The organism is Streptococcus sp. UMB0029 (genome assembly GCF_002871495.1).
Classification (GTDB): Bacteria; Bacillota; Bacilli; order Lactobacillales; family Streptococcaceae; genus Streptococcus.
The window spans coordinates 107,968-118,181 of sequence record NZ_PNGD01000009.1 but is presented as its reverse complement, the minus strand read 5'-3'; the positions used below and the strand labels follow the sequence as shown (position 1 = coordinate 118,181).

General features: G+C 43.7%; 9 protein-coding genes. All 9 read right to left on the bottom strand.

Going from position 1 to position 10,214, the window contains the following annotated elements; genetic code table 11:
- Positions 1–70: 70 nt before the first annotated feature.
- Positions 71–1,123 carry a cell wall metabolism sensor histidine kinase WalK gene (locus tag CJ239_RS07660; RefSeq protein WP_102211125.1) on the bottom strand — a complete coding sequence of 351 codons (1,053 nt, stop codon included), beginning with the start codon at positions 1,121–1,123 and terminating at the stop codon, positions 71–73.
- Positions 1,120–1,818 carry a response regulator transcription factor gene (locus CJ239_RS07655; RefSeq protein ID WP_102211124.1) on the bottom strand — a complete coding sequence of 233 codons (699 nt, stop codon included), beginning with the start codon at positions 1,816–1,818 and terminating at the stop codon, positions 1,120–1,122. The genes CJ239_RS07660 and CJ239_RS07655 overlap by 4 nt, the downstream gene beginning before the upstream one ends.
- A 122-nt stretch (positions 1,819–1,940) precedes the next feature.
- On the bottom strand, positions 1,941–3,641 hold the full coding sequence (locus CJ239_RS07650; RefSeq protein ID WP_102211123.1) for an SSURE domain-containing protein: 1,701 nt from the start codon (positions 3,639–3,641) through the stop codon (positions 1,941–1,943).
- 124 nt (positions 3,642–3,765) lie between these two features.
- A complete protein-coding gene (locus CJ239_RS07645) occupies positions 3,766–4,431 on the bottom strand; it encodes a TrkA family potassium uptake protein (protein ID WP_042900117.1) in 666 nt (221 codons plus the stop codon).
- 13 nt (positions 4,432–4,444) lie between these two features.
- On the bottom strand, positions 4,445–5,824 hold the full coding sequence (locus tag CJ239_RS07640; protein WP_102211122.1) for a TrkH family potassium uptake protein: 1,380 nt from the start codon (positions 5,822–5,824) through the stop codon (positions 4,445–4,447).
- 33 nt (positions 5,825–5,857) lie between these two features.
- Positions 5,858–6,622, bottom strand: coding sequence for a nucleoside phosphorylase (locus tag CJ239_RS07635; RefSeq protein ID WP_102211121.1), 765 nt, complete (start codon positions 6,620–6,622; stop codon positions 5,858–5,860).
- Between the two features lie 129 nt (positions 6,623–6,751).
- Positions 6,752–7,609 carry a VOC family protein gene (locus CJ239_RS07630; RefSeq protein WP_102211120.1) on the bottom strand — a complete coding sequence of 286 codons (858 nt, stop codon included), beginning with the start codon at positions 7,607–7,609 and terminating at the stop codon, positions 6,752–6,754.
- A gap of 195 nt (positions 7,610–7,804) precedes the next feature.
- On the bottom strand, positions 7,805–9,001 hold the full coding sequence (locus tag CJ239_RS07625) for a CAP domain-containing protein (RefSeq protein WP_102211119.1): 1,197 nt from the start codon (positions 8,999–9,001) through the stop codon (positions 7,805–7,807).
- Positions 9,002–9,138: 137 nt separating this feature from the next.
- A complete protein-coding gene (locus tag CJ239_RS07620; RefSeq protein ID WP_102211118.1) occupies positions 9,139–10,176 on the bottom strand; it encodes an aldose epimerase family protein in 1,038 nt (345 codons plus the stop codon).
- Positions 10,177–10,214: the final 38 nt, after the last annotated feature.

The window sequence follows — 10,214 nt, the reverse complement described above, 5'->3', positions numbered from 1 at the left end:
TTCATGCTTTCCTGCTGATATTTCACACAAAATCCATTTTACCATGAATAGCTGGATTTGTAAAGGGGTTTTAAGCTTTATTTTCATTGCCAGAGAGGCTAAGAAGGAGAGTAAAGGTGCTTCCCAGTCCGTACTGGCTGGTAACTGTGATTTCTCCACCCAATTGATGGGCCAATTCACGCGCAATCGCAAGTCCTAAGCCATGACCACCTGTTTTCATGTTACGCGAAGTTTCTACACGATAAAGGCGTTTGAAAATTTTCTCCAAATCCTCTGGGGCAATGCCCTGTCCCTCATCCGTTACACTGATTGAAAGCTGGTTTTTCTCCAGCTTAGCTAGCACCTCCAGCTTGGTTCCTGGAGCTGAGTATTTAAAAGCGTTATTGACCAGATTCACCAAGATACGAGAAAGTTTGGCATAATCTCCCTCAATCCGAGCAGACTCTGGGATTACCTGCAAGTGAACATCTCGCTCCTCCTGCTCAATCAAGAATTGAAATTCACTCATGCACTCAATCAAGAGCTGGTCCAGAAAAATGCTGTCTTTACTAGTCGTCTCCGCCTGATTTCTAGCTGTGTTTAGGGTCAAAAAATTCAACTCCTCAACCAGTTTATTGAGTCTTTCTGTCTGGCGTCCAATGGTTGCTAGATAATGGGCTTGTTCTCCCTCCTTGATAACCCCGTCCAAAATTCCTTCTACCGTCGCTTGAATCGAAGTGATGGGGGTCTTGATATCATGCGAAAGTTGGGCAATCATCAAGCCCTTTTCACGTTCGCTTTCTTCCAAGGAATCAAAGGTGGCCTGCAAATCATGGGACATTTCATTGAAAGCTTGGCCTAATTGCTGAAATTCTACAGGGCCTTGAACCTCCAGATTTGATGGAAAATCCTTGTCCGCTACCCGCTTGGCATGTTCCTTGAGTTTGCCCAATGAAGTAAAGACAGGCGATAGGAGAAAGAGACTAATCCCAGCACCGATAAAACTAGCCACGAGAGTCATACCCACTAGGAAATAAATTTCTCTTTCTTCAATTAACATTCGCTGGATGGCCCAAAAAACCACGATAATCGTTAGGAGTGTTGAAATGACATACCCCACTAAAATATAACTTTTTAATTTCATTGACTACCTCGTGCTTTCTCAATTTTGTAGCCCAAACCCCAGACGGTTTTGATGGTCGGTGTTTCTGCACTAGCATGTTTAGCCAACTCCTGTCGAAGAGCATGAATATGAACATTCAAGGTATTGGTGTCATCCACATAGTCTTCTTGCCAGACCTTTTCATAGAGGTCTGTCTTAGAGAAAACCCGCTCTGGATTGCTGGCTAAAAGCCATAGAAGTTCGAAGGATTTGACGGTCAAATCAAGCGCCACATCTCCAACTTGGACCTCATGGCTACCGTGATTCATCCGTAAATCCCCGAGACTGATGACTTCTGTCTCACCTCCACGATGAAGGCGACGTAAGATATTGTGGACACGCAAAACCAGCTCACGAGGGCTAAAGGGCTTGGCAATAAAGTCATCTGCCCCTAAGCTCAGGCCATAAATCTTATCCTGCTCACTGGTCTTAGCCGTGATAAAGAGAAAAGGCTGATCCGGAGATTGATACTGGACTTCGCTAATCAAATCATAACCATCCATCCGAGGCATCATGATATCTGTAATAATCAAATCAATCGGTTTTCGCTTGAAGATTTCTAAGGCCTCTACCCCATCATGAGCTACCAAAACCTGATATCCTGCCTGAACCAGATAACGTTGATGAATATCTGTGATTTCTACCTCGTCGTAAACGAGTAAAATTGTCTTTCCCATCTGTCTCTCCTTTGAAAAAACAGTGCTATACCACAATAGTATAACACTATTTTTATCTCTTTACGAACATTCTAATCGCTATCTGGATTTTTCAAATCCTAGATAGAAGGTCTGTAGCTAGACTAGTCATTTTCCTCTTTTTTAGCTTTCAAACCGAGGCCACCTAGCAGTCCTGCCAAGGCGAGTCCAAAGAATCCAAGAGTAGCCATTGATGTTTGAGCTTCACCAGTATATGGAAGCATGTCTTTTTGCCCTTTCATTTGATCAGCCATCATTGGAATTGACACCTTGTTAGTAGCTGCCATCTTGCCTTCATCAGACATTTTTCTTGAGGCAGATGGAGCTTGGTCTTGTTTCATACTTGGTGTTGCCATTGGCTGGCTAGCATTCATGGTTTTATCCTGCTCTTTGTTAGGCATCATCTTATCCTGACTAGCAACTGGCATTTGAGATTTCATCGGATTGAGAGACTGATGTCCATTCAAGTTGACATCCAAATCCTTAGTCGCTACAAGGTTGCTCAAATCGGCCTTGCCATCTTTGGCGCCGTACACTTTGATGGTAGCTTTATATCTTTGAGTGCCGTTTTGTTTTAAGAGGTCTAGAAGCTCTTTATCAGATTTACCTTGGGTGCCGGCCAAGTCCACTTCGTAGAAGTAAAGGCCTTTGCCCAATTTTTCTACTGGTGGTAGAGCAGGATTTTTAGCCGAACCATTGTCTGACCATGGAGCCTTGTCTGAAGCTTTCAAAATCAGACGAGTTAACATACCGTCACCTGCGAAGAATTCATATGGAATGACTTGGTTGACGCCGGCTGTGAATGGGCCTGGGAAGTTGGCTTTGTCCAAGTAAGTAGCTGGAACGTCTACTGTGTCTTTGGTGTTGTCGGCCACGCCTTTTTGGACTTCAGCTGGAGTAGTTAAGCCATTCAAATTGACATCCAAATCCTTAGTCGCTACGAGGTTGCTTAAATCGGCCTTACCATCTTTAGCACCGTACACTTTAATAGTAGCTTTATAGCTTTGAGTGCCGTTTTGTTTCAAGAGGTCTAGAAGCTCTTTATCAGATTTACCTTGGGTACCTGCCAAGTCCACTTCATAGAAGTAAAGGCCTTTACCTAATTTTTCTACTGGTGGAAGAGCTGGATTTTTAGCTGAACCGTTGTCTGACCATGGAGCCTTGTCGGATGCTTTCAAGATAAGGCGAGTTAACATACCGTCACCAGCGAAGAACTCGTATGGAATGACTTGGTTGACACCAGCTGTGAATGGACCAGGGAAATTAGCCTTGTCCAAATAAGTGGCTGGGACATCTACTGTGTCTTTAGTATTGTCGGCTACGCCTTTTTGAACTTCGGCTGGAGTGGTTGCTGGTTGAGCTTCATTTGCTCCACGGTCTTGTCCAGGGACTGCAGGAGCAGGATTTGTCGCAGGTTTAACCGCATCTTCTGTTTCTTTCTTAGATTCTGGTTTTACTTGCACTTCTTCTTTTGGTGCTACTACTTGGTCTTTAGCAGCTGCATCTGCTTTTTCTGGGGAGCTTGCAGTATTCAAGCTTTCTTTAGGTGTTGAGCCTGCCTGTTCTGAAGGAAGAGCTGTATCGACTGCTTCTTTGAGAAGTTCTGCTGGTAAGTCGCTCTTTTCACTCACTGAAGCAGCGTCTGGTACGACTTGAGCAGGGGTTGGATTGACTACATCAGCACGTACTGAACTTGGTTGCCCAACTAGGACAAAGAAGCCACTAGCCACAACAACTGAGGCAACACCGACACTAAGACGGCGAATAGACCAGCGAGTATATCTTTGATTTGGATTGAATTTCATAGGATTCTCCTTAGAGTTTTTCTTTATTTGATGACTCTAGTATAATCTCCTAAAATTAAAAAGGATTAAGAAAAAGTTAAAATTTTTCTTAAATCCCTCTTATAAAATACTTATATTAATTTTTTTACGAATTTAATTCTGCCAAGTCATCTAGATACTGGTTGTTAATGACTGCCAAGATATAGGAATCTGCTTTCAAGAAGTCATTGGGCCCAAATTGGACATCCAGCGGTGAATTTTCTTGTTCACGAAATCCTAGAACATTAAGGTTGTATTTACCACGTAAATCTAGCTGGCTCAGGCTTTGACCTGCCCACACACTAGGAATTTTCATCTCTACGATAGACACATTTTTATCCAGCTGAAAGACATCAACATTGTTATGAAAGAGAATGGTCTGCGCTAGAGACTGCCCCATTTCATACTCAGGCGAGATTACTGAGTCAGCACCGATTTTTTCCAGTACCTTCTTGGCTGTCTGGCTTTTGACCTTGGCAATAACCCTTGGTACGCCCAAGCTCTTACAATGCATAACTGCAAGCACACTCGACTCTAGATTTTCCCCTGTTGCGACTACAACCGTATCACAGGTATCAATCCCAGCAGTTCTGAGGAGTTCCTCGTCTGTAATATCGCCAACAACTCCACGCGCCAAAACTGGCTCAAATTGATTGATGTGCTCTGCGTGGTCATCAATGGCAATGATATTCATATCTTGCTTGGCTAGGGCCGTCAGGACACTACTCCCAAAAATCCCCAAGCCTAAAATTCCAATCGTACGATCTGACATCGTTCTTCCTTTCTTATCCAATACTAATATCTGCTTTCATATACTGAATCAAATCTTTCTTATCAGGCTGGTAATCCGCTAGACTTACCAGCAAGGTTAAGGGACCGATACGGCCAATAAACATGAGCACCATGACAATGCTGAGGGCTAGCTTGCCCAATTCTGGTGTCAGATTTGCCGTTACCCCAACTGTCGCAAGGGCTGAAATGGTCTCAAACATGAGGTAGATAAATCGCGGTGCTCCTTCCGCTGTAATCCCCAACAACATCAATCCCAACAAGAAGGTCATCAAAAAGATAATGAAGACACTAAAGGATTTTTGGACTGTTCGAGCTTCAATGGTTCTCTGCGCAACATTGGCATGAGGCAAGCCCAGCAATTCACTACGCGCAAAGACCAACAAGACAAAGAAGGTCGTAATTTTGAGACCCCCAGCCGTCCCTCCAGGTGCCCCACCCAGAAACATTTGTAGGATATAGATAAACAGGGTCACAGGCCGTGCTTGGGTATAATCGATAGATGCAAAACCTGCTGTCCGCATGCTGACCGTTTGGAAAAAGCTAACCAACACTTTCTCTGGAACACTGAGATTGCCAATGGTTCCAGGATTGTGCCACTCTGTAAAGAGCGTAGCTCCTGTCCCAAACAACAAAATCCCTGCGGTCAAGAAGAGGACCAGCTTGGTATGGAAACGCAGACGGCGTTTTTTCTTCTTGCCTAGCTGGGTTGCCAAGTCAAACCAGACCATAAAACCCAGACCACCCGTGATAATCAAACCAGCAATGACAAGATTGATTAAAGGATCCGTCTGAAAATTTACTAAACTGCTACTGCCGAAATTATCAAAACCAGCATTACAAAAGGCTGAAATAGCTAAAAAGATAGAGGTAAAAATGCCCCGTCCCCAGCCGAACTCAGGAACAAAACGGAAACTTAGCAGAAAGGCACCCAAGCCCTCCACCAGAAAAGTCGTCAAAAAGATGGACCGCATAAAGGCCTTCAGCGACCGAGTCTCCCCGTAACTGAAGCTCTCCTGAATGGTTTCACGACTGCGAAGACTGAGCTTTTGCTTCCCCTGAATATAAAAAACCCCGATAAAGGTCATAAGCCCCAGACCACCAATCTGGATCAAGAGCATACAAATCAGCTGACCCCAAACATTATAGGTGGTAGCCACCGGCTGCGTAAAGAGCCCAGTCACACAGACCATGGACACCGTCGTAAAAAGATGGTCAAAATAAGTGGCCTGCGAACCACTTGCCTGGACAAAAGGCAAACTCAAAAGGAGAGAACCTATAAAAATAACTCCAGCGAAACTTAAAAAGATGCGACGAGCTGGCGAAAGTCCGCCAAAGACCCTTTCAAGTTTTTTCACAAATAATTTGAATAACATACATCCATTGTACCATAAAAAGAAGGAGAGTAGCTAGATCTGAGAGGCTATCTCAAGGCAGAGTTCCAAGGCCTTTTCAAAAGCTTCTGAACCCCAGTCACGACTGTCATACTGGTCCAAGTCTGCTAGAGAATCCGCTGTAAACAACAACTCTCCCCAGAGAACCCCACGCAGTTGAGCCACTGCCGCAAGTGCAGAACACTCCATCTCCACAACAGCACAGCCTTCTTCCTTACGATAAGCCACCTTTTCAGCTGTTTCTCGGTAAAAACCGTCTGTGGTCCAGGTCATAACTTCTTCATAGAGAATCCCTCTAGCTTCCAAAACTTGCTCAATAGCAGCAATAGCCTCTGGCTGAATTTCCATATAACGAGAAGGTGCCACATAGTGATAACTGGCTCCTTCATCTCGCAGAGCGCGAACAGGGACTAGAAAGGCGTTTTCTTCTATATCAGCCAGCACACCACAGGTACCAGTAGAAATCATCTGCTCCACACCATAGCCAATCAACCAATCCATAAACTGGGCTGCTGGGGCAGAACCCACAGGAGCCTGAGCCAGACAAATTTCCTCGCCCTTGTAGTTGATGACATAGACTGGATAGGTCTTGGTGGCAGAAACGAATTCGCCAACACAGTCCGCCCCTACTTCCCTCGCATAGCGGTCAATCTCTTCACCTAAAAATGCATAGACACACTTCTTGGGCAAGTGCAAGTCCAGCCCCTCGTGATTGGGCATGATGACCGCCTGAGGATTGTCATCAAACTCTAAAATGGGAATCGCATGTTTCTGAATCATAGCCCACCTCCTCTGATTTTGTACTATTGTATCAAAAGATGACAGAGTGTCAAGTAGGGGGCTAATGAACTGAGGAGAAGCGAATACTAGAATAAAAACCACTTTCTACAATTGATGTTCTGATTGTCATCATATCCTGTCTAAACGAATACGCGTCACGATTCCGTCGGGGTCTGTGATTTCCAGCTGGCTAGATGTGATCCACTTGATTGGTGCATCAACCTCTTGTGCTCGCTCGGAAATCGTTAACAGTTCTTCCTTACTCGCAACTTCAATGACATAATAGGCCAAGCCTGGCAAGCCGTGCTTACGCGGAGCCAGCCCTTTTCCTCCCCATTCATTGACTGCCAAATGATGATGGTAGTCCCCAGCTGCAATCCAACTAGCGCTAGGCACACTGAACTTATCCTCTAGTCCTAACACCTTTTGATAAAACTGGCTGGACTTTCGACTATCCTTGACGGAAAGATGGATATGCCCCATTCTCGTACCTTCTGCTAGGATAAAGGGCTCTACTCTTTCCCCCAACTCATAGATGTCCTGCGCCGCAAGGACCTCCGTCACCCCGATAATACGACCGTCTTCTCGAATAGCCCATGTGGAAACAGGTTTATCTCGATAGAGTTCAATGCCATTTCCCTCCAAATCCTCTAAGTAAAGGGCCTCACTGTAACCATGATCCGCTCCACCGACAAGAGGAATCTGTAAATCTGTCAGGTGTTTTAAGACATCCGCCAAAGCCTTGCGTGTCGGCAAGAGAATAGCCAGATGGTAAAGACCATAATGTTCCCTTACTTCTCCGCTCTCTTGTACTTGAATCAAGTGTACCAAGGCTTTTCCACCAATTCCTAGAATAGCCTCTGTCTCCGTTTGAGATAGGATTTCTAAACCAATAATCTGCTGATAAAAGGCTGTTTGACTGGCCAAGTCCTTTACATTTAAAACTACCTCTGCTAAATAAATGTGGCTCTTGTATTCATAGGTCATAAATGGTTCTCTTTTTTATTGTAATTTTTATTATTACAACTATTATATAACTTCCATCAAGAAAGTCAAGGCAGATAACTTGAAGTCTCTATTCTAACAAGAAAGAGGCCGATGTTCTCCATCAACCTCTTTCTTATCGTTCATTCTTTTTGCTAAGTAAGATGAATACTTTACCTATGACTTGCTATTTTCAGCCTAGTTTACCCATTCACCATTGCCATTTACACGATAACCATCTGGTGTTGTTGTGCTGACTGCCAAGGCTCCTGAGCCATATGCATAATACCAGTATTGGCCAACTTTAAACCAACCTGTCTTCATGATACCTGATTGATCAAGATAATACCAAGTATCATTTTCCTTATACCAGCCTGTCTTCATAGCTCCTGAGCCATCAAAGTAGAACCATCTGCTACCATCTGTTCCCCAGCCAGTAAACATCGCGCCTGAATTATCAAGGAAATACCATGTTCCATCAACTTCTACAAATCCAGTCTGCATGACACCTAAATCATTCAAGTAGTACCATTTACCACCTGTTTTCACCCAGCCTGTCTTCACATCACCAGACTCATAAAAATACCATTTACCATTAGATTGCACCCAGCCAGACTGACTAGATGTAGATGTTCTAAAATCTTTCAACGATTTTTCTACAACTGTAGCTTTACTTTTAACGGTTGAAAGATTTGATGCAGTCACTTCTGTATATTGAATAGCAGAACCATAGCCACCAGCCAATTCTTCTGAAGATGCATCATCACCTAAAGCTAGAGAAATCGTTGCTACTTGCTGAGAGCTGGCTGCGTTTTTAAAGGCTGCGAGACCCACATAGGTAAATTTAGAATTGACCAAAACCTCATAATAACCTGTAAATTCTTTAGAGGTTCCACCCTTCTTTTTCGCTACATAATTCGCCTTCTCAGCATGCCAGTTTTCAATTGCTTTTAGAAAACCTTCATAGTTTACATCTAAAGCTTCTCCTCTTATACTATTACTAGATGGAAAAGCAGTCCAGATTTCTTTAGTAGAAAGACGCTCAGGTTTCAAAGCTACTGACACCTCAGTAGCGCGTACAAAAGCAGTTTTCTCAAGATCAGTAGACCATTTAATAGGGACATACTTATCTACCAAACCTTCATCAGCTGCTTCCTTACGAATCTTATTGATTGCATCCAAAATAGCTTGTTTGTTTGGAGTCAAAAATTCTCCCTTGATTCCGACCAAAACGTTGCCACTAGAAGGTTTTAGCACCTCTGAGGTCAATACATTTTCATTTTTACCATTAATAGATTGTGTTGCCACCAATCTGTCATTCGCAAAAACATCAGTTGTCAAAACTGCTCCAGCCAAGGTCAAGGCCAAGGCACTAGCAAATACAATTTTCTTCATCTGATTTCTCCTTTTATCCTTTAGATAGGACAGGTATTTTCAATATTAAATTATATCATATTTCCCTATTCTTTGTCCGTTTCTACTAATGTCATGAGGCAAATGATATTCCCCCCGAAAAGTATAAACTTTATCCTTTATTTCACAACAAGCTCATAACGTGTCTTACTTGTGAAGGTTTGATCGGCTTTGAGAATGACTTGGTCTCTGAGGTCACTGTGAATGGCATCTGGTAAAGCTTGCGCTTCAAGGGCAATCCCATTGTGCTGTAGCATTGGCTGACCTCCTATGATGACACTTTCATCCACAAAGTTTGCTGTGTAGACCACAAAGCAAGGAGCCTCTGTCTTGAAAAGCAGGAAGCGACCTGAGTTTTGGTCATAAAGGAATCCAGCATTGTCATGACCTGCAGGAATGGCAAATGGGTGATCCAAACCAGATACCAGCTGGATTTGCTCATCTTCTTCTGCAAAGATGTCTTTCAACAAAGCACCATTGTAGATGTGTTTAACCACATCACGAGTAGCATCTGGAGTTTTGGTAGGAACACCGTCGGGAGCGATTGGGTAAATGCCCTCTGTGTTTAGTTGGAAGACATGACGGTCAATTGTCTGCGTGAAATCACCAGACAAGTTGAAATAGCTGTGGTTGGTTGGATTAACCAGCGTATCCTGATCGGTCGTTACCTTGTAGCTGATTTCATAGGCACCAGTTTCTTCCAAGTGGTAACTGATCCAAATCTTGAGATTGCCAGGGAACCCTCCTGTCCCATCTGTACGCTCTGTGTAGAGGGTTAAGCCATGGTCACTCACTTCAACTAGTTCAAACAAGCTAGAATCCCAACCAGTTGAACCACTGTGGTTACAATTGCTAGCATTGTTGACTTCAAGGTCATAGGTCTTGCCATTAAGCTCAAAGGTCGCGCCTGCAATACGACCTGCTACAGGACCTACGCTCGCTCCATGCTTAGGACTATTGCCTACATAGCTATCAAAGTCATCAAATCCCAAGATTACATTGGCAAAATTTCCATCTTTGTCAGGCGTGACATAGCGCAAGATGGTCGCACCATAAGTCATAACCTCAAGCTGGTAGCCACCGTCAGTTTCAAATCGATAGGCCAAGACATCCTTGCCCTCAACATTTCCAAATACACGCTCTGTGTATGCTTTCATTCTCTTCTCCTTTTACTATTTCTTTCAAGCAAACAAAC